The sequence below is a fragment of the Lentzea sp. NPDC036955 genome (assembly GCF_055608005.1).
The window spans coordinates 200,794-221,838 of the sequence record NZ_JBVJRC010000002.1 but is presented as its reverse complement, the minus strand read 5'-3'; the positions used below and the strand labels follow the sequence as shown (position 1 = coordinate 221,838).

Sequence of the window (21,045 nt, the reverse complement as noted above, 5' to 3'; positions counted from 1 at the left end):
CTTCTCCTTGTCCGTCAGGGGTCGCCTCCCGCCCCGTTGCGGAAGGCGCGAACATGAGAGCGCTCTCACAGTGACGCAGCCGACACCGGCCGGTCAACCGCTGACAAAGCTCCTGTCCTGCCCGATTCCTGACCGAACGGTCCCAACCGGGCAATCAGGTCATCATCACCACCTGGCGCACCGCCTCGCCGGATGCCAGCCGCGCGAAGCCGTCGTTGATCTCCGGCAGCGTCAGCCGGCCGGAGAGCAGGCCGTCGACCGGCAGCCGGCCGGCGCGGTAGAGGTCGACGAAGCGCGGCACGTCCCGGCGCGGCACGCACGAACCGAGGTAGCTGCCCTTGAGCGTGCGCTCCTCGGCGACCAGGTTCAGCGCGGGCAGGGTGACGGTCCGGTCGGGGTGCGGCAGGCCGACGGTGACGGTGGTGCCGCCGATCGCGGTGGCGGCGTAGGCCTGCTCCAGCACGGCCGCGACGCCGGTGGTGTCGATGACCTTGTCCGCGCCGCCGCCGGTGAGGTCGCGCAGGTGCGCCACGACGTCCGGGCCGCCCGCCACGTCGTGCGTGGCGCCGAGGGTGCGGGCCAGCTGCCGCTTGTGCTCGACGACGTCCACCGCGACGACCTGCGTGGCACCGGCCGTGACCGCCGCCAGGACGGCCGCGAGACCGACACCGCCCAGACCGAACACGGCGACCCGGTCCCCCGGCACGACCTCGGCGCTGTAGAACGCGGCCCCCGCGCCGGTGAGCACCGCGCACCCGAAGAGCGCAGCGATCTCGGGTGGCAGGTCGGAAGGCACGCGTGTGGCCGACCGGTCGGAGACCACGGTGTACTCGGCGAACCCGGACACGCCGAGGTGGTGGTGCGGCCGGGTGCCGTCCGGGAGGGTCCACCGGCGGTGACCGCTCAGCAGGGTGCCCTCGCGGTTGGCGGCGGCACCCGGTTCGCACAGCGCCTGGCGGCCGGACGCGCACCGGCGGCACGCACCGCAGGCGGGCACGAACGACAGCACGACGTGGTCGCCGGGCGCGAACTCGGAGCTCGGGCCCGCCTCGACGACCTCGCCCGCGGCCTCGTGGCCGAGCACCATCGGCAACGGCCGCAGGCGGGAACCGTCGATCACGGACAGGTCGGAGTGGCACAGGCCGGTGGCGCGCACGCGCACCAGCAGCTCGCCGGGACCGGGCGGGTCGAGGTCGAGGTCGACGACCTCCAGCGGGCCGCCGACGGCCGTGAGCACCGCACCGCGGGTCTTCACGCGACCACCAGCCCTTCCATCCGGGTGCGCAGGCCCGCGGGGATCTCGACGGGCTTGCGGGTCGTGCGGTCGACGAACACGTGCACGAAGTGGCCCTCCGCCACGACGTCCGCGCTGCCTTCGAGGAAGAACCCGACCTCGTAGCGCACGCTCGACCGGCCGAGGTGCCCGACGCGCAGGCCCGCGTCCAGCGCGTCCGGGAACGCCACCGAGGCGCGGTAGTTGCAGTGGGACTCCACGCACAGGCCGATCTCGGCGCCCTCGTGGATGTCGAGGCCCGCCGCGATCAGCCACGTGTTGATCACGGTGTCCATGAACGCGTAGTGGACGACGTTGTTCACGTGTCCGTAGACGTCGTTGTCCGCCCATCGGGTCGGAATCCGCTGCCAGTGCCGGTACTGCTCGCGCACACAACCACCTTTGCTCTGTTCGGACCTTGTTCTGGTTCTGGCACCGTCAGTCGAGCCTCCTGGTCAGCTCGACCCTCGACCGCACGCCGAGCCGCGCGAAGATGTTGCGCAAGTGGTGCTCGACGGTGCGGTGGCTCAGGAACAACCGCGCGGCGATCTCGCGGTTCGTGGCGCCCTCGGCGACCAGCCGCGCGATCTGCGCCTGCTGCGGCGTCAGCTCCGGCCGGTCGCCGGGTTCACCGGTGCTGTCGCCGGCGGCGCGCAGCTCCGCGCTGGCGCGGGCGACCCAGTGGTCGGCCTGGTAGGACTGGAAGATCCGCACCGCGTCGCGCAGGTGGTCGCGCGCCAGCTTGGGTTTGCGGCTCCTGCGCAGCCGGGTGCCGTACAGCAGCTCGGTCTTCGCGAGCTCCATCGCGGTGCCGCTGGCCCGGTGCAGGCGGATGGCCTCCTCGAAGTGCTCGTCGGCGGCGCCGCTGCCGCCTCCGAGCAGCCCGCGGCAGCGGTGGGTCAGCGCGAGGCGGGCCGAGCTGCCCGTCGCCTCCGCCCAGCGTTCGAACCGCCGCAGCGCCCGGTCCCCCGCGCCGGGCTGCCCGCACGCGACGGCCGCCTCCACGACCTGCGGTGCGGCCATGACCTTGATGCCGGCGTGGCCGGGGTGCAGGCGCAGCCGGTCGAGCGCGTCGGCGGGCCGGTCCCTGGCCAGGTCGACGCACGCGAACGCCCACGCGCCGAACGTGCCCGGTCGGGTGAGCCCGCGCTGCGTGATGTGCTCGGTGGCGGTGTCGATGCGGTGCAGCGCCGTGTCGGAGTCCCCGCGCAACGCCGCCAGCAGGGCGAGGATCGTCAGGTGGTCGACCACGGCGTTGTGCTGCCCGACCGCCGTCGCCGCGTGCACGCCCTCGGTGGCCGCGGTGAGGGCGGCCGCGTGCTGGTCGAGCAGGAGCGCCGACAGCGCCCGGTAGACCAGCGCCCACGGCACCAGCGCGGTGTACCCGCTCTCGCGCGCCGCAGTCACCGCGCTGGTGGCCATCTCGTGCGACCCGACGGCGTCACCGAGCACGTAGGCGGCCTGGCTGGCCCAGATCCGCGGCTGCGCGCCCGGCACCCGGTGGGCGAGCTCGACGACCTCGCGCAACGCGGGCAGCGCCTCGTCGTGGCGGCCGTCGAAGGTGGCGGCCATCCCGGCCAGGTGGCCGAGCGTGAGCCGGGTGGCCGGTGGTTCGTCGGGCAGCCGGATCTCCCTGGCGAACTCGGCGACGGCGCTGTAGCGGCGGTGGTCACCCGCGATGCTCGCCGCCTCGCCCGCGAACCCGAGTGCCGCGACGGCCAGTCCGCGCCGGGTGCCGACGAGGCTGCGCGCGGCCCGCATGAGCCGGTCGGCGGCGACGTCCGGGAGGCTCTCGCCCAGGTCGATGCCGCCGGCGACGAGGTCCATCAGCGCCTTGAGCTCGGGGGTGTCGGTGAGCCGGACCGCGCAGCGCAGCACCGCCCGCGCCTGGTGCGGTGCGCCGCGGGCCCAGTGGTCGGCGGCGGCGTTGAGGAGGCGGCGGGCCTTCTGCTCGGTGTCCCCGGTCAGCTGGGCGGCGCGGTCGTGGTCGCGGGCGGCGGTGGCGAAGTCGCCGCACCGGCGGGCGTGCTCGGCGCTGGCGGTCAGCAGGTCGGCGGGCCCGTCGTCACCGGCCCGGCCGGCGCGGGCGGCGTGCCACGTGCGCCGCGGGCCCGCGGGCAGCAGCTCGGCCAGTTCCGCGTGCGCCCGGAACCGCGCGGCCGGCGACAGGCCCGCGGCCAGCGTCGACCGCACCAGCCGCCGCGGGTCCAGCAGCGTTCCCGCCTCCGTCACCGCCTCCAGGTCCCCGGTGAGCCGCGCCAGGTCGTCCGCGGTCAGCTCCTCGTCCACGGCGGCCAGCGCCACCGCGGTCCGCGCCCGTTCCGACAGCCCCGCGAACCGCGCCAGCAGCCGCGCCCGCAACGAGCTGGCCTGCGGCAACCCGTCCGGTGGCGGCGCGATGCCGCCGAGCTGGTCCGACGTGAGCGCCCCCGCCAGCTCCACCAGCGCGAGCGGGTTGCCGCACGCCAGGTCGGCGAGGTCGACCGCCAGCGCGGGTGGGAGACCCGGCAGCAGGTCGTGCAGCACGAGCAGGCTCTCGGCCCGGTCCAGCGGGTCGAGCACCACGTGCGGCAGCCCGAACGCCTCCCCCTCGGTGGCGATGAGCAGCGCCGCCCGCGTCCCGGTCACGTCGGCGGCGAGCCGGCGCAGGTCGTCGTCGAGCTCGCGCACGTCGTCGAGGCACAGCACCGCCTCGTGCGAACGGCGGGCGTGGTCGAGCAGGGCGGTCCGGCCACTGCCCGGTTCGCCGCACACGACGAGCACCCCGCCGTGGCCGGCTCGCGCACGTCGGAGCAACGCGTCCACGGCGACGCGCTGCCGGTCACGGCCACGCAACATCGGGCCAGTTTCACCGCGGTGGAGGCCCAGCGGAAGGGGTCTGGGACAAATTCAACTACCAGCGTTAGTTTTACCGCTGAAGTTCTTCGCGAGACCGGTGGTTGCACCGATGCGGACCCGTGCGCGGCGGTTGCAGGGTCGAGAGGTCCTCGCACTTCCCCTGCCGAATGAGGTGTACAACGCCGTGCAACTCCGCTCCCTGCTCCCCCTGGCGCTCACGCTGGTGCTCGTCACCGGCACCGGTACCGCACACGCGGCCAACCCCTACGAACGCGGTCCCGCCCCGACGAACGCGAGCATCGAGGCGCTCCGCGGGCCGTTCGCCGTGTCGGAGACCTCGGTGTCCTCCCTGGTCGGCGGTTTCGGCGGCGGCACGATCTACTACCCGACGAGCACCGCCTCCGGCACGTTCGGCGCCGTCGCGATCTCCCCCGGCTACACCGGCACGCAGTCCAGCATCTCGTGGCTGGGCCCGCGCCTCGCGTCCCAGGGCTTCGTGGTGTTCACCATCGACACGAACACGATCTACGACCAGCCCGACAGCCGCGCCTCCCAGCTGCTCGCCGCGCTGGACTACCTGACCCAGCAGAGCAGCGTCCGGTCCCGCATCGACACCACCCGGCTCGGTGTCATGGGCCACTCGATGGGCGGCGGCGGCACGTTGCGCGCCGCCAGCCAGCGCCCCGCCCTGCAGGCGGCGATCCCGCTGACCGGCTGGCACACCACGAAGAACTGGTCGTCGGTGCGCGTGCCGACGCTCGTGGTCGGCGCGGAGGACGACTCGATCGCACCGGTCGCGTCGCACTCGGAGCCGTTCTACACGTCGCTGCCGTCCACGCTCGACAAGGCGTACCTGGAGCTCAACAACGCGAACCACTTCGCGCCGAACTCGAACAACACGACGATCGCGAAGTACAGCATCTCGTGGCTCAAGCGGTTCATCGACAACGACACCCGCTACGAGCAGTTCCTCTGCCCGGCACCGGGCCGCAGCACCCTGATCGAGGAGTACCGCGACACCTGCCCGCACTCGTAACCCGGTCACGGGTCGCAGCGCCGCGACCCGCGCCACCCCGGCCTTCGCCCTCATCGGGTGGGGCCGGGGTTCGGCCGCTCTAGCTGACGTGCTCCTCCACGACCCACGACCGCGTCCGCGACCGGTCCAGGAACAACGCCTCGTCGGCGGCCACCCCGGACCCCTCGGCGAGCACGAGCGCGAGCCACCGCTGCCGGGTGGGCTCGTCGGCGAACCTCATGTGGGTGAGGACGTCGAACTCCACGTCGGCGGACTCCGGCAGGTAGTTGCGGGCGTAGTAGTCCGGCGGTGGCGCGACGCTGAGGACGAGCGGCACGTGGTGGTGCTCGTAGTAGTCGACGAACTCGGCTCGGGTGAACCCGCGGTGTGCCTTGAGCAGAGCCATGGTCGTGATCACGACGGGTGTCAGCTCTCCCAGACGATCGGCGACTTCACGTAGTCGTCGCCGCGGTTGTACTCGCCCGCGACGACCTTGGAGCCGTCCGTGGCCGCGGTCAGCACGCAGGTCTCGTACGTCTCGCCGGCGGCGGTGAACGTCTTCGGGGCGCTGGTGGAGTCGCAGTTCGGGGTGTCGCCGCTGATGATCACGCCGGTGCCCTTGCCGTCGGCGCCGAGACCGCGCAGGGAGATCGAGATGTAGCGCAGGTCGGTACCACTCAGGTTCTCGACCTTCACCCGCAGGTAGAACGGCGTGATGCCCTTGGCCTTGTCGCCGAACTTCGCGAGGTCCTCCTTCGCGCCCTGCTCGATGGCGGTGAGGGTGACGGCCACGGTGCCGCTCTTGTCGCCGAGCGTGAAGGGGATGACCGCGCGGGAGCCGACCTTGAGCTTCGAACCGGGCGCGGTGACCTCACCGCCGGCGGCGATCGGGGCGTTCGAGGTGGAGCTGGGCTTCGAGGTGGTGCTGCTCGTCGTCTCCGCCGCGGTCGTGGTCTCGGCGGGCGTGGGAGAGCCGCTGGTCTCGGAGCCGCACGCCGACAGGAGCAAGCCCGCCGCGGCGACGATGATCAGGGAACGTCGGGCGTGCGTCACTGCGGAACTCCTCGCTGCGGAACCTGGGGCTGCCCAGCAGGCTAGGTCGCGGGTGGACGGTCCGGTATCGGTCGTTCGCACCACACGCGACTCACAGGTCGTCGAGCCCGATCAGACCGTCCTGGATGGCCCGTGCCACGAGCGCCGCCTTCGTGGGCGCCTGCCGGCCGATCGCCGCGTACTTCACCCTGATCCGCTCCAGGTGCGAGTTCACCGTGCTGAGCGCGATGTTGAGCCGTTGCGCCACGAACTCCTTCGACTCCGACTGGAACCACTCGACCAGCACCTCGGTCTCGCGCGGCGACAGCGCGGGCCGCGTCTCCGACCGGTCCCCCGCCAGCGCGCCCGCGAGTGCCGGCGGAGTGTAGGACTGCCCGTCCGCCGCCGCGCGCACGGCCTGCACGAGGTGCTCGGCGCCCTCGGCCTTCGTCAGGTAGCTGAGCGCGCCGAGCTCCAGGCACTGCAGGGCGATCTCGTCGTCGGCGCGCATGGAATACACGACGACCCGGCGACCGTCCTCGGCCAGCCTGCGCAGCTCCGCCGTCGCGGGCGTGACACCGCCCAGGTGCAGGTCGAGCACGACCACGGCGTCCTGCGGCGCCGCCCAGGCGACCTCGACGTCCTCCCCGCTGCCCACGAGCGCGATCGGTGGCTCCGCTGTGGACAGCCAGTGCGCGACCCCCGCCCGCACCACGGGGTGGTCGTCCACCACGACCGCCGTCACGTCGCCCGCCATCGCGCCTCGCTCCTCACCAGTCCGCTGTGGACGCTCGTCTCGACCGCGACCACCTCCGGCACGCCGTCGTGGTGCGGCAGCTCTCCCGGCGCGTCCGCCACCACCGCCACCCGCACCTCCGTGGCCGTCCGGAGCAGACTCACCTTCGCACGCCCACCGGCCACGGCGAGCGCACGGGCCATCGGCGCGACCAGCTCCCGCCGCACCTCCGTGGGCACCGGCGTGGCCGTGCCGCTGACCGCGAGCGACACCACCACCCCGCGCCGTTCCGCGACGTCCACACAGGCCGTCAGCTCGTGCAGCAACGGGTCCGGCACGTCGTCGTTCTCCGCGAACAACCGCCGCAGCTGCACCGCCGCCACCGAGCACCGCACCCGCGTCGGCTCGTCCGCGACGCTCACGACCTCGTCGGCGAGGTCCGCCAGCAGCGGCAGCACCGCCCCCAGCTGCCCCTCGAACCCGGCCCGCAGGTCCTGCTCCCGCTGCCGCGCCAACTCCTCCCGCGTGCGCGCCGCGTCGTGCTCGGCGGCCGCCTCCGCGGCGAGCCGCCCGTCCCGCAGGAGCACCCTCGTGATCACCATGACGCCGACCTGAAAGCTCGTGCCGCTGAGGATGACGACCCCCGCGGTACCCCCGTCGCCGTTGCCGGCGTGCAGGAACCACCCGACCGACAGGGCGAGGTGGGCGCCGAGGGCGGCGACGAGCGGCCGGGGCCGTTCGACGAGGACGAGCAGCAGGTACCAGCCGATGAGCCCGAACGCCCAGTCCTGCGACCCGAGCGGCGTGCCGGCGGCCTGGGCGGTGGTGGCGAGGACCGACGCCACCAGGACCACGGCGGTGAGCCCCGCGGCCACCGCGGTGCCGAGCTGGGCGCGACCGGCGGCGACGTGGCCGCCGACGATCGCGAGGACCGCGGTCAGGAGGGTGTACGCGGTCCACGCGGTGGCGGAGCCGGGGCCGATGGCCAGGGACGGGAGGGTCAGGACCAGTTGGATGGCGGTGACGACGACCAGCAGGACCTGGCGGGTGGTGGTGACGACGGCGAGATCGGTCATCGCCCACCGGCCCGGTCGGGGGCTGCGGAGTGGTCGGGGGTTCCGGGCGGGTCGAGGGTTGCGGGGCGGTCGAGGGCTGCCGCGTGGTCGGCCCGGCTCTTGCCGGCGGTCCACGCCAGCCGAACCGTCGTACCCGCTCCCGGCACCGAGTCGATCTCCACCGACCCGCCGACAGCGCGCACGCGTTCCGCGACGGACTCCCGCAACCCGCGCCGGTGCGGCGCGACGTCCGCCGGCACGAACCCCGGGCCGTCGTCGCGCACCACCACGGTGGCGCCACCGTCCACCCGCGACACGACCACGTCCGCGGTCGCGCCGGGTGCGTGCCGGGCCACGTTCGTCAGCAGCTCCCGCACGGCCCGCACGAACGCCAGCGCCACCACGGCGGGCACCGGCACGGCCTCCACCGGCGCGACCGCGACCCGCGCGTCGACCTGGCCCCCGGCCACCGCCGACCCGGCCGCAACCCGCACCCCAACACGGTCCCCGGCCGCCACCCGCACCCCGGCCCGGTCCCGCCCCACCGCCACGAGCGCCGCACCGAGGTCGACCGTCCCCTGGGCGTTGTCCCGTTCGGCCAGCACCACCAGGTCCCGCCGGGCCTGCGCGGCCACGGCCGAGGGCTCACCGCCATGCGCCGCCATGAGGAAGGTCGCCGCCGCCGTGTCGTGCAGCAACGCCAGGTACTCGCGTTCCCGCCGGCTGCGGTCCAGCGCCACGGCCGCCGCCCGGTTCTGCGAGGCGGCGCGTTCGCGCAGAACGTCGACGCGGCGGCTGGAGCGGCGCAGGAGCTCGTAGGCGAGCCGGGCCAGCACCGACTCCAGCACCGCGCGCACCAGGACGTCCGGTCCGGCCGCCGTTACCGCCACGACCAGCAGCAACGCCGTCGCGGGCACGGTGACCCGCGGCGGGTGCTGCCACTGCCAGGTGATCAGGGTGGTGGTGAGGACGGTGAGCGTCCACTGCTCGGCGGTGCCGCCCAGCACGACGAGCAGCACCACCACCCGCGCGAACGCCACCGGCAGGGCCACACCGGGCAGGCGGAAGTCGGCGGCGGAGGTGAGCACGACGAACGCGAACAGCGTCCAGCCCGCCGCGGAGCCCGCGGACAGCGCGCCGAAGAGGCTGATCAGGACGACACCGGCGCCGCGGACGGGACCCGCGAGGCGGGACACCGTCGCGAGGAGCCTCGCCTCCAGCAGCACGCCCGGCATTGTGCCAGGTCAGCTCTCGTGCGCCGCGGCGGTCAGGCGGCGGTGTCCCTGGTGCGCCGGACCGCGACCACGATCAACGCGATCAGGCCGAACAGGGGGATCGTGCTGATCGCCCAGGACAGGCCCATCGGCGGGCCGGGCTGTTCCATCACCTGGAGGTTCTTCAGCTCACCGGTGCCGGTGCCGGCCGGTCCGGTGATGTCGAACCGCATCGCCCACGTCCCCGGCACGGGCAGCGCCTGCACGTCCAGTCCCCACACCTCGCGCTTGCGGGGGTGGCGGGCCAGCGGGTCGTCGCCGACCACCTTGTCGGCGTGCACCAGCGTCAGCGTGCCCTGCTTGCCGGTGATGCCGTCCTCGGGCGCGAACGTGAAGTCCAGCGACTGCATGGCCTTGAGCGGCCAGGTGCTGAACCCGACGGTCAGGTCGTACGGGCCGGCCTTGACCTTCTCGGTGTGCACGACGTTCACCGGTTCGAAGGCCAGCGCCGGGGCGGCGAGACCGAACAGCAGGGCGGCCGCACCGGCCAGTCCCAGCACCGTCTTACGCATGGCTGTTCTCCTTTGCCGGCGCCAGGTGGCGCAGCGTGCGGCCGAAGCGGCGGCCGGCCAGGCTGGCGAGTGCACCGAAGACCGCGCCGGCGGCGATGGTGGCGAGGTAGCGGTCGGTCGCGGGGAACCGGCCGTCGCCGAAGCCGAGGATGCGCTGCACCGGCGCGCAGGCCGTGATGAGCACGCCGCCGAGCGCGCCGGGGACCCACGCGGGCAGCCGGTGCAGCAGCTCGGCGGCGACCCCGACGAGGACCAGCGCCATCGGGATCATGTTGGGCAGCGCGGGAACGCCGTTGGTGTAGTCGCGCAGCGGCAGCCCGGTGGCGGAGGCGTAGACCTCGGTCGCCCACGGCGAGAACCACCAGAACACCGCCTGCAGCGCCGCGACCACCACCGCGACGGCGAGCGCCCCACCGCGGCGGTTCAGCGCGTTGCCCGCCATGAACAGGATCAGCACGGAGAAGAACGCGGCACCGACGTTGATCGAGTTCACGACCCCGTTCGGCAGCGCCTGCAGGCCGATGACGGTCACCATGCTGAACGCGAGCAGCACCGCCGAGGCGCCGACCACGCCGTAGGCGCCCCACGGCCGGTCACGGGCGACGGCGAACACCATCACCGCGCCGACCATCGTGATCGAGATCGACAGCAGCAGGCCGATGTGCGGCGGCGAGGCGATGACCGCGTCGAAGCCGTACAGGCTGTGCCACCACTGGTCCCACAGCCCGTAGACGAGGAACAGCGCCGCGCCGATGCCGGAGATCAGGTAGCCGACGGGTGCGGAGAACGTGCGGCCGAAGACGCCGACAGCGCGGCCGCCGACGATCGGGTCGACGTGCCGGTCGCGCTTCGCGGCGGCCGTCGTCATCAGCACGACGGCGAGGCTCGCCAGGCCCGAGATCGCACTGCCCGCGTACAGGAACAGGTGCGGCATCGTGAAGAACGTGTCGGGCCCGACGTCGGTGTGCCACTGGATGTCCCAGGTCAAGCCGATCAACGAGATCAGGGTGCCGCCGACCACGAGACCCGCCGGCACCACCCCCTTCGGGACGGTCCTGGCTGACGGTGCGGCCACCGTCGACGCCGTGATGTCCATCGTTCCTCCCCCTTCAGGTGAGCAGCAGCGGGATGACGACCCGCTGCTCGCTGAGTGACACGGTGATCTCCCACTGCCCGGCCATGAACAGGTCGACGGCGCCGACCCGGTAGTGGCCGGGTTCGAGCGGGGCCGCGGTGACCGGGGCGACCGCGTGGCCCATCTGCGGCATCGCCGGCTCGACCACCACCTCGCCGTGGGCGGGGCTGCCGGACCGGTCGGTGATGCGCAGGTCGAACGAGTTGGTGCCGGTCCGCGTGCTCGTGGGCGTGAGGACGAACCGCAGCCGGTCGGTCTCGGCGAGGTGCGACTGCGCCTCGACGGTGCGCGGCCACAGCACGACGAGCACGCCCACCAGTGCGGCGACTCCGGCCAGCACGGCCACGACGTAGGTGCCCCTGGTGCGTTTCACTTGGTGGCGACCCCCTTCGCCGCGGGCACGTCGACGACCTTCGGCACGGTGACGATCGAGTAGTCCCGTTCGACCTGGATCCACACGAGGTAGCGGCCGGGCAACGGGAACGAGTAGGTGAACGGCACGTCCGGCCCGTAGGCCGCGACGCTCTCGTCGGGCTGGTCCGGCATGCCCGGCACCGGCGGGATCATCGAGTGCACGTGCGCCCAGATCGGCGCCTCGGCCACACCACCGGTGACGGGACCGTCGCCGACCGGACCGACGACGATCATGTGGCCGAGCATGCCCAGCCACGGTTGCAGGTCGCGCTCGCCGAAGCGGGCGGTGAGCGTGCTGGGCCGGCCCGCTTCCCGGAGGTCCACCGCCACGTCGGCCTTCCCGTCGTGGGCAACGGGAGAACCGGTGCCGGCGACGTCGATGCGGGAGCGCAGCAGCTGCACTCCCCCGCCGCGCCGGGCGATCTCAGCGGCGAGCGCGTGCACGCCCCGTTCCGCGCCGGACAGCCGGGTGCGGTACTCGCCCGGCCCGGTGCGGACCGGGTGCAGGTGCCGCAGCGCCCCGGTGGGCGACACCACGACGAGGTGCACGAACGCGTTGTCGTGCACCAGCAGGTCGTCCACCGGCCGGCCGGACGAGCCATCGGTCAGGTCCAGCACGAGGTCCGCGCCGTCCATGCGCGGCACCAGGTTCACCGGCGGCCGGGAGAAGTCCGTTGTGGACGTTCGTTGCCACGGGTCGAGCACGGTGTCGTAGGTGGGGTCGAGCTGCGCGCCGGGTGCCGGTGCCGGGGGGATGCTCGGTGCGAGCAGCGCCGCCGTCACCGCGACGGCCACGGCCGCGACCATCCCGCCGGCCGGCACGAGGGCCAGCGAGGGCATTCCCAGCACCGCCAGCACCAGCGCGGCGAACAGCAGCACGCCGGCCGCGATGAACCCGCCGTAGGTCGCGTTCTCCCACGGTGGTGCGACGTTGGCCGGCACGACGAACGGGATCGTCGCCTCGTCGACCACCAGCTCCCACGGGCCGGGCCGGTCGACCTCCACGACACCGGAGTGGAAGCCCGGCGTGGCACCGAGGACCACCTTCGCCGTGCTCGACCGGGCACCGGCGGCCCGCGCGGTCAGCGTGAGCTCGCCCAGCGGTGTGCCGGCGTGGGTGACCACGTCGACGTGCACCGGTCCGGGCACCTCCGCGACCCGCCGGATGATCACGGTCAGCTCGCGGTCGCCCAGGCTCTGCGCGACGTGCAGGTCGCTGCCCGACTGGGCACCGTCGGCCAGCGCGGGGGCCGCGACCGAGAAGACCGCCCCCAGCACCAGCAGCAGGATCGCACCACTTCGCTTCATCGTGACCGAAGATAGCGATCATGACCCGCGGGCCGCGTCACTGCGGGGTCGGAAACCGGGTCCCCCGCACGGGGGATTTCCGACCCCTGCACAGCGGGAGGAGCTCAGGGCGGCGATGCGGCAGGATCCACTGCGATGGACTCGATCAAACTGCCCCTGAAGCACCAGTCGCGACTGGTCGCGCTCGTCTGCATGGTCGCGGATGCCGGGTTCGTGGTGTACGACGCCTGCTCTGCCGGGCAGCTGGCCGTGGTGCTCGCCATGACCCTGGCCGTGGACGCGATGCTGGCCGGTCCCGCGCGGCTGTCCGGCTGGGTGGCGCTGGCGCAGGCGGCGGTTCCGGTGGTCATCCTCCTCACCATGGGCAGGGGCATCGACCACAACGACGCGGGCATGCTGATCGCCGGATACCGCGCGGGGGCGTGGCTGCGCGGCGCACCGGCGTGGGCGTCGCTCGGCGTGCTGTCGGCCAGTCTCATGACGGCCCCGCTGGTGAACGAGTACGGCGTGACGATCGCGGTGCTGGTCGCGACCAAGGCGGCGGTGCTGCCGTGGCTCGTCGGCCGCTACACCACGGCCAGGCGCGCCTACCTGGCCGAGCTGGAGAAGCAGCGCGAGGTGGAGGAGCTGGACGCGCAGGCGGCGGTGACGAAGGCGATCACCGAGGAGCGCAGCGCGATCGCCCGCGACCTGCACGACGTGATCGTGCACCACGTCAGCGCCATCAACCTGCACGCGGGCGCCGCCCGGCTGGGCACCGTCGGCAGCAACCCGAAGCTCGCCACGTCGCTGCTCTCGGTCGAGACGGCCAGCCGCGCGGCCATGGTGGACCTGCGCCACCTGCTCGACCTTTTACACGGCACCAACGCGGAGGGCGCGCGCCAGCCGGGGCTGGACAACCTCGACGAGCTGTTCGACGGCGTGCGCGCGGCCGGCACGCCCGCGCGGTTGCTGGTGCGCGGCCAGCACCGGGAGATCCCGGAGTCGTTGGACGTCACCGTGTACCGGATCATCCAGGAGATGCTCACCAACGCGCTGCGGCACGGCGACGCGTCCGGGGTGACGGTGACCCTGGAGTACGCGCCGCGCGCGCTGACCGTGACCGCCGAGAACACCGCCGGCTCCGGCACCGGCCACTCCGGCTCCGTGCGCCGCGGCCTGGTCGGCATCCGCAACCGCGCCGGCATGTTCGCGGGCACCACCCAGTCAGGTCTGGAACCGGACGGCCGGACCTGGCGCACCGCCGTCACGTTCCCCCTGGAGGCGTCATGACCCTGTCGGTGCTGGTCGCCGACGACCACGCGATGCTGCGCTCCGGCATGCGCGCGATCTTCGAGACGCAGGCCGACCTGCGGTGCGTCGGCGAGGTCGCCGACGGCAGGGCCGCGGTGGCCGAGGTGGCGCGGCTGCGCCCGGACGTGGCCGTGCTCGACATCCGCATGCCGAAGCTCGACGGCCTCGGCGCGACCGAGCAGATCCTGGCCGACCCCGGCAACCGCACGAAGGTGCTGCTGCTGACCACCTACGACTCCGACGAGTACGTCTACCGGGCGCTGAACGCCGGTGCGAGCGGTTTCCTGCTGAAGTCGCTGCCGCCGGAGGAGCTGATCTCCGCGGTGCGGGTGGCGGCGCGCGGGGACGCGTTGATCGACCCGTCGGTGACGCAGCGGCTGATCGCGCGGTTCGCCGTGAGCCTCGCCCCTCCCCCGACGCCGCCGGAGCTGGCGCTGCTGACCGCGCGGGAACGCGAGGTGCTGCAACTCGTCGCGGCGGCGCACAGCAACGCCGAGATCGCGGCCCGGCTGCACGTCGGCGACGAGACGGTGAAGACGCACGTGTCGCGGGTGCTGGCGAAGCTGGGGCTGCGGGACCGCGTGCACGCCGTCGCCTACGCGCACATGAACGGGCTCGTGCGGCGCTCGTGAAATTCGCTGTCGCGTGGCGTGGCGCGGTGGTAGACAGCCGCCGTGCAGAATCCTCCGGCGTTCCCCGAACTGCTGCGGTCGATGGACGAACGCTCCACCGCCTTCCGCTCCGCGGTCGCCGCCGCACCCGACCTCGACGCGCAGGTGCCGAGCTGTCCTGAGTGGACGCTGCACGACCTGGCCCAGCACATCGGCGAGGGCCGGCGCGCCTGGGCCGCCACCGTCGCCGCGGGCCCCGGTGCTGCGGGGAGGTCACCCGCGGACGGGGTGGCGCCGCGGGACCGCGCCGAGCTGGACGCGTGGCTCGCCGAGTCGACCGAGCTGCTGCTGGCCGCGCTGCGGGAAGCGGGCCCCGACCGCGGGTGCTGGGTGTGGTGGACCGGCTCGCAGTCGCCGGCGACCTGCGGAGCCGTTGCGCGGCACCAGCTCCAGCAGCTCGCCGTGCACACCTACGACGCACAGCTCACCATCGGCGCCCCGCAGCCGTTGCCCTCCGACGTGGCGCTCGACGGTGTCGACGAGTTCCAGCGCACCTGCGTGGCGACGACGAGCCCGTGGCCCCACGAGCCCGCGGTGGTCGACTACCGCGCCACCGAGGGCCGGTCGTGGCGGGTGCGGCTCTCCGCGGAAGGGGCCCGCGTGATCACCGGCGAGGGCCCGGCCGACCTGACCGCGACGGGCACGGCGAGCGAGCTGGTGCTGGCGTTCTACGGCCGTGTCCCGGCGCAGGCGCTGGAGTTGCAGGGCGACGCGCGGATCTTCGACCGGCTGGCCGCCTGGGAACCCGCCTGACGTCATCCCCTGGTCTGATCCGGACGTGCCGGGAGCAACGCCGCGCCACCGCCGCACGTCAGCCGATCATGACGTGGAAAGCACTCGGCGCGACCGCGGTCCTCTGCGCGACCCTGGTGACCCCCGCCCACGCCGCCGGCCAGGTGGTCACCCTGGTACCGGAAGCCGACCGGACAGCCGCGCTGGAGCACTGGACACCGGAGCGCGTGAAGGCCGTCGGAGAGGGCGAGGTCCCACCGGCCGAGACGATCGGCAAGCCGTACGCGGGAACAGCGCCCGCGGGGGTGGGGCGGTTGTTCACGTCGAGCTCCCGGGGTGAGGACCGCTCCTGCTCGGCGACGGTCGTGCCGAGCGCGAGCGGGGACGTCGTGCTCACGGCCGGGCACTGCGTCCACGGCGGCACGGACAGGCTGGGCCAGCCGATCACGATCGGCGCCGTGGTGTTCGTCCCCGGCTACGACCACGGAGCGGGCCCGGTGTTCGCGGCACGCGCGTTCGCCTGGCCGGACACCTACCGCGGGCCGTCGAGCGCAGAGGACGACTACGCCGTGGTCGCGCTCGACCCGGTGGGCGGCCGGCACGTCCGGGACGTGGCGGGTGCGCAGCGGGTGTCGTTCGACGAGGCCGGCTCACCGGTCGGCGCCACGCTGCTGGGCTACCCGGTCTCGGCGCTGAACCGGGGCGAGGCGCTGGTCGAGTGCGTGCGACCGGCGTCGTTGCGGGTCAACTCCGTCATGGCGGAGTGGCGGACGGACTGCGACCTGGCCGGGGGGACGAGCGGTGGGCCGTGGTTGCGCGACTTCGACGCGGCGACCGGGCAGGGGACGGTCTTCGCGGTCACCAGCAGGGGCACGATGAACGTCGACGGCGTCACGACGGACCTGAGCGGAGCGGCGTTCACCCCCGCCGTGCGCGCGTTGCACGAGAACGCGGGAAGGCTGTGACCGCGCGGGGGAAGGTCGAGCGCGACTGGTGGCTGCTGCTCGTCGCGCAGGCCATCAGCACGACGGGCACGCAGGTCACCGTCGTGCTGATCCCCGCCGTCGCCATCCTCGCGTTCGGCTCCGGCATCGGCTCGGCGACGCTGCTGCTGGTCGCCGAGTTCCTGCCGGCGGCGCTGCTCGGGCCGTTCGCGGGCGTGCTGATCGACCGGCTGAGGCCGCGCACCGTGCTCGTGGCCATGGACCTCGTCCGCACCGCCGCCCCGGCCGTGGTCGCGCTGGTCGTCGCGTCCGGGCTGCGGGACATCTGGGTGCTGTACGTGCTGGCCGCGGTCCTGGGTGTGGCGGGCGCGGTGTTCGACGCCGCCGCCGAGGCCGCGATCCCCGGTCTGGTGGCGCCCGACCGGCTGGACCGCGCGAACGCCACCCGGTCGGGGCTGCTCAACCTGGTCCGCGTCGCCGGTCCCGGACTGGGCGGCCTGATCATCGCGGTGGCCGCCTCCGAGCTCGCCCTGCTCGTCACCGCCGGCACGTTCTTCGCCTCGGCGGTGGTGCTCGTCGGAGCCACCTCCGCGACGCTGCTGACCTGGCGCTCGCCCGCGGCGGACGGTCCGTCCCTGGCCGACCAGCTGCGCGACGGCGTCCGGTACCTGCGCGGCGACCTGGTGCTGCGCCGGGCGGTCCTCGGCACGGCGACCATGAACCTCGCGGGCAGCGGCATCGGCGCGCTGTTCTTCGTGTACGCCTACCAGCAGCTGCGGCTCGGCCCGGACGAGGTCGGCCTGACGATGTCCGCGTTCAGCCTCGGCGCCGTGCTGGGCGCGGCCGGGTCGGCGTGGGTGACGCGCAGGCTGACCGCCGGTCTCGCCTGCGCGGTGTGCGCGGCCGTCGCGGCGGCCGCGCTCTTCCTGATCCCGGCCGCGGCGCTGGGCCTGGCGTTCCCGGTGCTGACGGTCTACCAGTTCGTCTTCGGCGCCGCCGCGACCGCGTGGGCGGTCATCCTGCTGACCCTGCGGCAACGCCGGACCGCGCCGGAGCTGCTCGGCCGGGTGGGCTCGCTGGTCGGCGCCGTCACCGTCGCCACGGTGCCGCTGGGTGCCGTGCTCGGGACGGCGCTCGCCGGGGCGGTCGGGCTCACCCCGGCGATGCTGCTGCTCGCCGTGCTCGCCGCGACCACCCCGGCGTTCTACCTCAGTCCCGGGTTCCGCTACGCCGACAGCCGCTGAGCAGCGAGCCGGCCGGAGATCAGCACCGGCGGGATGCCGACGCCGGGCGTGGTGCCGCTGCCGGCGAGCACCACGTTGCCGTCGCGGAACGGCAGGTTGCTCGGCCGGAACGGGCCGGTCTGCCCGAACGTGTGAGCGGCGGAGAACGGCGTGCCCGCCGCCTGGCCGTCCCTGGCCCAGTCGTCCGGCGTGATGACGGCGAGCGGTTCGGCGTCCACGACGAGCTTGCGCGCGGTCATCTCGGCGACCAGCTCCTCGGCGTAGCGCTCGGCCATCGCGTCCCAGCGGATCGGCGCCGCGTCGAGGTTCGGGCACGGCGCCAGCAGGTACTGCAGGTGCCGCCCCTGCGGTGCGAGGTCCGGGTCGGTCAGCGACGGGGTGGTCAGCAGCAGCGACGGGTCGCTCATCAGCCGGCCGCGCCGGATGATCTCGTCGAACGTCTCGTTCCACCGGTCGCCGAACGAGATCGTGTGGTGGGCGAGGTCGTCGGCGATGCGGCGGGCGCTCAGGTGCACCACGACCGCCGACGGCGACCAGCGCAACGGCACCACCCGGCGCGGTTCGCCGCGCAGCAGGCGCGTGCTCTGCGCCGGGCCGGTCGCGAGCACCACCGCGTCGCACGGGAACCGCGCGTCGGCCGTGCGCACCGCCTGCACCCGGTGACCGGTGCGGTCGAGCTGCGTCACCTCGACGCCGTAGTAGAACTCCACGCCCGCGCGTGCCGCGGCGTCCGCGAGCGCCTGGGGCATGGCGCGCATGCCGCCCTTCGGGAACCACACGCCGGCGATGGTGTCCATGTAGGCGATGACGGCGTACGCGGCCAAGGCGTCCTTGGGCGCGACACCGGCGTAGAGCGCCTGGAACGTGAAGACCCGCTTCAGCCGTTCGTCGTGCAGGAACTTGCCCACCGCCCGGTCGAGCGACCCGAAGCCGCCGAGCCGGGTGAGCCGCAGCAGCTCCGGCCCCACCAGGTCGAGCGGGGAGTCGAAGCTCGAACCGATGAAGTTGTCCCGCTCGACCTCGTACAGCTCCTTGAGCCACGCCCGCAGGTCGCGGTAGCCCTGCGCCTCGCGGCCGCCCGCGAAGTCGCGGACCGCTTGCTCCATCTGCTCGCCGTCGGTGTGCACGTCCAGCGCCGACCCGTCGGAGAACGACGCCCGGTAGGCCGGGTGCAGCGGCAGCAGCTCGAGGTGGTCCTCCCGCCGCTGGCCCACGGCGGCGAACGCGTCGTCGAGCAGCTCCGGCATCGTCAGCACCGTCGGACCGGTGTCGATCCGGTGCCCGTCCACGTCGAGCCGTCCCGCGAGCCCGCCGGGGTGCGGCAGGCGTTCCAGGACCGTCACCTCGTGCCCCGCACCGCGCAGGTGCAGCGCTGCCGACAACCCGGAGAGCCCGGCACCGACCACGACCACCCGGTCGGTGCGGCCCTTCACCACGTTCACCACTGCCCGGTCACGCCTTCCGCACGGTGGCCTTGCCGGCCAGCCTGATCAACTCGCGTTTCGCATCGGGGTCGATGCCCGCCCGGTCGAGCGCCATCAGCGCGTTCGCCGACAGCACGTCGATGTGCTCCTCCACCGCGTCGACGGCACCGAGCTCGACCAGCAGCTCGCACACCCGTTCCACCAAAGTGTCGTTCACCGGCCCGGTGAGGCTGCGCCGCAGCACCGCCGCCGACCCGTTCGTGGCACGGGACAGCGCGATCGCCATCAACGCCGTCCGCTTACCCTCGCGCAGGTCCTCGCCCACCGGCTTGCCGGTGACCGCCGGGTCGCCGAACACGCCGATGAGGTCGTCGCGCAGCTGGAACGCGATGCCGATGTCACGGCCGAACTCGCGCAGGCACGCCACGGTGTCCGGACCGGCGCCGGCGATCGCCGCACCGAGCTGCAGCGGCCGTTCGACGGTGTAGGCGGCGGTCTTGAGCGCCGCCACCCGCAGCGCCTGCTCCAGCGACTCCTCCCGGCGCGCGACACCGAGCAGGTCGAGGTGCTGGCCCGCCATCATCTCGGCGCGCATCGCCTGCCACGGCACCCACGCGCGCTGCAGCGCCGCCGGGGAGAGCCCCGCGGTCACGAGCGCGTCGTCGGCCCAGGCGAGGGCAAGATCACCCACGAGCACCGCGGCCGAGTCGCCGTACTGGCGGGCACTTCCGGCCCAGCGCGACCGGCGGTGCCGCAGTGCGAACAGCTCGTGCACCGACGGCCGGCCGCGCCGCATCGTGGAGCGGTCCATCACGTCGTCGTGCGCCAGAGCGCAACATTGCAGCAACTCCAGGCAAACCAGGGCGCGCACGACGGCGTCCCGCTCCCCTCCCCCCGCGGCGCGCCAGCCCTCCCAGGCGAAGCGCGGCCGGATCCTCTTCCCTCCCGCGGCGAGCATCGCGTGCAGCTCGCCGGCGAGCTCCGGCGCCACGTCCGGGCGGTCGGCGAGGAACTCGTGCAACGCCGCGTCGAACAGGGCGGCGAAGTCGTCCACCCGCGACATGCGGGTGTCCACGCTGGTCAGCAGCGACATCGTCGCCCCTCTCGGCGGTCGGTCCTGGTCAGGTGAATGGAGCTAATCAGCGCCGCAGCGGCTTCGCATGATGAGCGTGGTCGTTGTGCACGGCGACACAGCCGGTTCTAGCGTGGGCACATGTCCGCAGACCGGGAGCTCGACGCCGCCGGCATCACCACACCTGCCCTGCGTGAGGCGTACCGGCGTTGCCGTGCGCTGAACGCGGAACACGGCCGCACCTACTACCTCGCAACACGGTTGCTCAGTCCGGAGCAACGCCCCGCCGTCCACGCGCTGTACGGGTTCGCCCGCTGGGTCGACGACATCGTCGACGACCTCCACAGTGGACTCGACCGGAAGCAGGCCGCCCTCGCCGAGGCCGAGCGGAACCTGGAGGTCGCCCTGCGCGACGGCGCCTCCACTGACCCGGTGATGTCCGCCCTGCTCGACACCGCACACCGCTACGAGATCCCGCACGTCCACTTCCGCGACTTCATGACGTCCATGCGCATGGACCTGACCACCACCGACTACCCCACCTTCTCCGATCTAAAGACGTACGTGCACGGTTCCGCCGCGGTGATCGGCCTGCAGGTGCTGCCGGTGCTCGGCACGAGCGTGCCGCGCGCGGAGGCAGAACCCGCCGCCGCCGCACTCGGCGTCGCGTTCCAGCTGACGAACTTCATCCGCGACGTCGGCGAGGACCTCGACCGCGGCCGGGTTTACCTGCCCGCGGACGAACTCGCGGCGTTCGGCGTCGACCGCGAGCGGCTGGTGCACGCGCGCAAGACCGGCAAGGCCGACGAGCAGGTGCGGGCGGCGTTGCGCGACCAGGTGCAGCGGGCGAAGCGGGTGTACACCGAGGCGTGGCCGGGTATTGCGATGCTCGCGCCGCGTTCGCGCCCGTGTGTGTTGACGGCGTATCGGCTCTACGGCCGCATCCTCGACTTGGTGGAGGAGGCGGACTGCGACGTGCTGTCCCGGCGCGTCGTGGTGTCCAACGGCAGGCGGCTCGCCGTCGCGCTCCCGGCGCTGGCCAGGGCGGTGTTCGCCCGTGCGGCCTGATGGAG

The 21,045-nt window shown here is 73.5% G+C and carries 21 protein-coding genes; 7 read left to right on the top strand and 14 right to left on the bottom strand.

The features are described from left to right. Positions 1-154: 154 nt before the first annotated feature. The 3 genes from ACZ7CF_RS06085 to ACZ7CF_RS06075 are packed head-to-tail and all read right to left on the bottom strand — an operon-like array spanning position 155 to position 4,111. On the bottom strand, positions 155-1,255 hold the full coding sequence (locus ACZ7CF_RS06085) for a zinc-binding dehydrogenase (RefSeq protein ID WP_360384380.1): 1,101 nt from the start codon (positions 1,253-1,255) through the stop codon (positions 155-157). Next, a complete protein-coding gene (locus tag ACZ7CF_RS06080; RefSeq protein ID WP_360384382.1) occupies positions 1,252-1,665 on the bottom strand; it encodes an acyl-CoA thioesterase in 414 nt (137 codons plus the stop codon). The genes ACZ7CF_RS06085 and ACZ7CF_RS06080 overlap by 4 nt, the downstream gene beginning before the upstream one ends. Before the next feature lie 46 nt (positions 1,666-1,711). Next, positions 1,712-4,111, bottom strand: a complete 2,400-nt coding sequence (locus ACZ7CF_RS06075) for a helix-turn-helix transcriptional regulator (RefSeq protein ID WP_470369001.1) — start codon at positions 4,109-4,111, stop codon at positions 1,712-1,714. A gap of 184 nt (positions 4,112-4,295) precedes the next feature. Here ACZ7CF_RS06075 and bdeA point away from each other — a divergent pair, with 184 nt between their 5' ends. Continuing rightward, on the top strand, positions 4,296-5,147 hold the full coding sequence (gene bdeA, locus ACZ7CF_RS06070) for a bis(hydroxyethyl) terephthalate hydrolase (RefSeq protein ID WP_458432623.1): 852 nt from the start codon (positions 4,296-4,298) through the stop codon (positions 5,145-5,147). Positions 5,148-5,226: 79 nt separating this feature from the next. On the opposite strand, the gene ACZ7CF_RS06065 is transcribed toward bdeA, so the two are convergent. The 9 genes from ACZ7CF_RS06065 to ACZ7CF_RS06025 all read right to left on the bottom strand — a co-directional run bounded on the left by ACZ7CF_RS06065 (position 5,227) and on the right by ACZ7CF_RS06025 (position 12,592). Then, positions 5,227-5,544: an EthD domain-containing protein gene (locus ACZ7CF_RS06065; protein WP_360384387.1), complete on the bottom strand. Its 318-nt coding sequence runs from the start codon at positions 5,542-5,544 to the stop codon at positions 5,227-5,229. 8 nt (positions 5,545-5,552) lie between these two features. Further along, entirely contained in the window at positions 5,553-6,179 is a 627-nt protein-coding gene (locus ACZ7CF_RS06060; RefSeq protein ID WP_360384389.1) for a hypothetical protein, read from the bottom strand. Between the two features lie 91 nt (positions 6,180-6,270). Beyond that, positions 6,271-6,915, bottom strand: a complete 645-nt coding sequence (locus tag ACZ7CF_RS06055) for a response regulator (RefSeq protein ID WP_458432625.1) — start codon at positions 6,913-6,915, stop codon at positions 6,271-6,273. Then, complete coding sequence (locus tag ACZ7CF_RS06050) at positions 6,900-7,970, bottom strand: hypothetical protein (RefSeq protein ID WP_470369000.1); 1,071 nt, start codon at positions 7,968-7,970, stop codon at positions 6,900-6,902. Before ACZ7CF_RS06050 ends, ACZ7CF_RS06055 begins: the two co-directional genes overlap by 16 nt. Next, positions 7,967-9,175, bottom strand: a complete 1,209-nt coding sequence (locus ACZ7CF_RS06045; protein ID WP_470368999.1) for a sensor histidine kinase — start codon at positions 9,173-9,175, stop codon at positions 7,967-7,969. The genes ACZ7CF_RS06050 and ACZ7CF_RS06045 overlap by 4 nt, the downstream gene beginning before the upstream one ends. Positions 9,176-9,216: 41 nt before the next feature. Continuing rightward, complete coding sequence (locus ACZ7CF_RS06040) at positions 9,217-9,735, bottom strand: hypothetical protein (protein ID WP_360384397.1); 519 nt, start codon at positions 9,733-9,735, stop codon at positions 9,217-9,219. Beyond that, entirely contained in the window at positions 9,728-10,831 is a 1,104-nt protein-coding gene (locus tag ACZ7CF_RS06035) for a hypothetical protein (protein ID WP_470368998.1), read from the bottom strand. The genes ACZ7CF_RS06040 and ACZ7CF_RS06035 overlap by 8 nt, the downstream gene beginning before the upstream one ends. Positions 10,832-10,844: 13 nt before the next feature. Then, a complete protein-coding gene (locus tag ACZ7CF_RS06030; protein ID WP_360384401.1) occupies positions 10,845-11,243 on the bottom strand; it encodes a FixH family protein in 399 nt (132 codons plus the stop codon). Then, positions 11,240-12,592 (bottom strand): hypothetical protein, encoded by a 1,353-nt coding sequence (locus ACZ7CF_RS06025; protein ID WP_470368997.1) that lies wholly within the window; start codon positions 12,590-12,592, stop codon positions 11,240-11,242. The genes ACZ7CF_RS06030 and ACZ7CF_RS06025 overlap by 4 nt, the downstream gene beginning before the upstream one ends. Before the next feature lie 135 nt (positions 12,593-12,727). On the opposite strand from ACZ7CF_RS06025, the gene ACZ7CF_RS06020 reads away from it, so the two are divergent. From ACZ7CF_RS06020 to ACZ7CF_RS06000, 5 genes are all read left to right on the top strand, one after another. Then, positions 12,728-13,864: a sensor histidine kinase gene (locus ACZ7CF_RS06020; RefSeq protein WP_458432632.1), complete on the top strand. Its 1,137-nt coding sequence runs from the start codon at positions 12,728-12,730 to the stop codon at positions 13,862-13,864. After that, positions 13,861-14,517, top strand: a complete 657-nt coding sequence (locus ACZ7CF_RS06015) for a response regulator transcription factor (RefSeq protein ID WP_360384407.1) — start codon at positions 13,861-13,863, stop codon at positions 14,515-14,517. Before ACZ7CF_RS06020 ends, ACZ7CF_RS06015 begins: the two co-directional genes overlap by 4 nt. Positions 14,518-14,559: 42 nt before the next feature. Next, positions 14,560-15,309, top strand: a complete 750-nt coding sequence (locus ACZ7CF_RS06010) for a maleylpyruvate isomerase family mycothiol-dependent enzyme (RefSeq protein WP_470368996.1) — start codon at positions 14,560-14,562, stop codon at positions 15,307-15,309. 68 nt (positions 15,310-15,377) lie between these two features. Further along, entirely contained in the window at positions 15,378-16,253 is an 876-nt protein-coding gene (locus tag ACZ7CF_RS06005; RefSeq protein WP_470368995.1) for a trypsin-like serine peptidase, read from the top strand. Next, positions 16,250-17,476: an MFS transporter gene (locus ACZ7CF_RS06000; protein ID WP_470368994.1), complete on the top strand. Its 1,227-nt coding sequence runs from the start codon at positions 16,250-16,252 to the stop codon at positions 17,474-17,476. The genes ACZ7CF_RS06005 and ACZ7CF_RS06000 overlap by 4 nt, the downstream gene beginning before the upstream one ends. On the opposite strand, the gene crtI is transcribed toward ACZ7CF_RS06000, so the two are convergent. Together crtI and ACZ7CF_RS05990 are read right to left on the bottom strand one after the other, a co-directional pair. Then, positions 17,458-18,918, bottom strand: a complete 1,461-nt coding sequence (gene crtI, locus ACZ7CF_RS05995; protein WP_470369332.1) for a phytoene desaturase family protein — start codon at positions 18,916-18,918, stop codon at positions 17,458-17,460. The genes ACZ7CF_RS06000 and crtI overlap by 19 nt on opposite strands. Positions 18,919-18,928: 10 nt before the next feature. Then, on the bottom strand, positions 18,929-19,993 hold the full coding sequence (locus ACZ7CF_RS05990) for a polyprenyl synthetase family protein (RefSeq protein ID WP_470368993.1): 1,065 nt from the start codon (positions 19,991-19,993) through the stop codon (positions 18,929-18,931). Positions 19,994-20,113: 120 nt separating this feature from the next. On the opposite strand from ACZ7CF_RS05990, the gene ACZ7CF_RS05985 reads away from it, so the two are divergent. Beyond that, positions 20,114-21,040 (top strand): phytoene/squalene synthase family protein, encoded by a 927-nt coding sequence (locus ACZ7CF_RS05985; RefSeq protein WP_470368992.1) that lies wholly within the window; start codon positions 20,114-20,116, stop codon positions 21,038-21,040. Positions 21,041-21,045: the final 5 nt, after the last annotated feature.

Bases quoted from the DNA above. Each gene is read 5' to 3' on its own strand.
- ACZ7CF_RS06075 (WP_470369001.1), bottom strand. From the start codon at position 4,111: ATGTTGCGTGGCCGTGACCGGCAGCGCGTCGCCGTGGACGCGTTGCTC.
- ACZ7CF_RS06055 (WP_458432625.1), bottom strand. From the start codon at position 6,915: ATGGCGGGCGACGTGACGGCGGTCGTGGTGGACGACCACCCCGTGGTG.
- ACZ7CF_RS06050 (WP_470369000.1), bottom strand. From the start codon at position 7,970: ATGACCGATCTCGCCGTCGTCACCACCACCCGCCAGGTCCTGCTGGTC.
- ACZ7CF_RS06040 (WP_360384397.1), bottom strand. From the start codon at position 9,735: ATGCGTAAGACGGTGCTGGGACTGGCCGGTGCGGCCGCCCTGCTGTTC.
- ACZ7CF_RS06035 (WP_470368998.1), bottom strand. From the start codon at position 10,831: ATGGACATCACGGCGTCGACGGTGGCCGCACCGTCAGCCAGGACCGTC.
- ACZ7CF_RS06025 (WP_470368997.1), bottom strand. From the start codon at position 12,592: ATGAAGCGAAGTGGTGCGATCCTGCTGCTGGTGCTGGGGGCGGTCTTC.
- ACZ7CF_RS06020 (WP_458432632.1), top strand. From the start codon at position 12,728: ATGGACTCGATCAAACTGCCCCTGAAGCACCAGTCGCGACTGGTCGCG.
- ACZ7CF_RS06015 (WP_360384407.1), top strand. From the start codon at position 13,861: ATGACCCTGTCGGTGCTGGTCGCCGACGACCACGCGATGCTGCGCTCC.
- ACZ7CF_RS06005 (WP_470368995.1), top strand. From the start codon at position 15,378: ATGACGTGGAAAGCACTCGGCGCGACCGCGGTCCTCTGCGCGACCCTG.
- ACZ7CF_RS05990 (WP_470368993.1), bottom strand. From the start codon at position 19,993: ATGTCGCTGCTGACCAGCGTGGACACCCGCATGTCGCGGGTGGACGAC.
- ACZ7CF_RS05985 (WP_470368992.1), top strand. From the start codon at position 20,114: ATGTCCGCAGACCGGGAGCTCGACGCCGCCGGCATCACCACACCTGCC.